This is a genomic window from Cryobacterium sp. 10I1, assembly GCF_035019805.1.
Taxonomy (GTDB): domain Bacteria; phylum Actinomycetota; class Actinomycetes; order Actinomycetales; family Microbacteriaceae; genus Cryobacterium; species Cryobacterium glucosi.
Window position 1 is genome coordinate 1 of the sequence record NZ_JASJVF010000707.1, and the last position, 229, is coordinate 229.

General features: G+C 72.1%; 1 protein-coding gene. It reads right to left on the bottom strand.

The genetic code is table 11. The features are described 5' to 3' along the window. The coding region (locus tag QN345_RS20440; RefSeq protein WP_323509284.1) for a Type 1 glutamine amidotransferase-like domain-containing protein at positions 1-229 on the bottom strand (229 nt) is incomplete at both ends.

Below are 229 nucleotides of genomic sequence, written 5' to 3' on the forward strand. Positions count from 1 at the left end.
TCCCCACTGGGCGGCGTGCACGTCGACGGTGACGTCGAGCAGGCCGATGCCGGGCTGGATGGTGAGTTCGTCGAGGCCTTCAGAGGCCGCTTCCGCGCTGACCTCGACCTCGCCCAGGCGCCAACCGCCGACGAGGGCACGCTCTGCGGCGATCATGGCACCGGCGGAGTAGCCGAGGTACGGCACGCCGGCGGACACCTGGCGGCGGATCTCGCCTGCGATCGGGGTG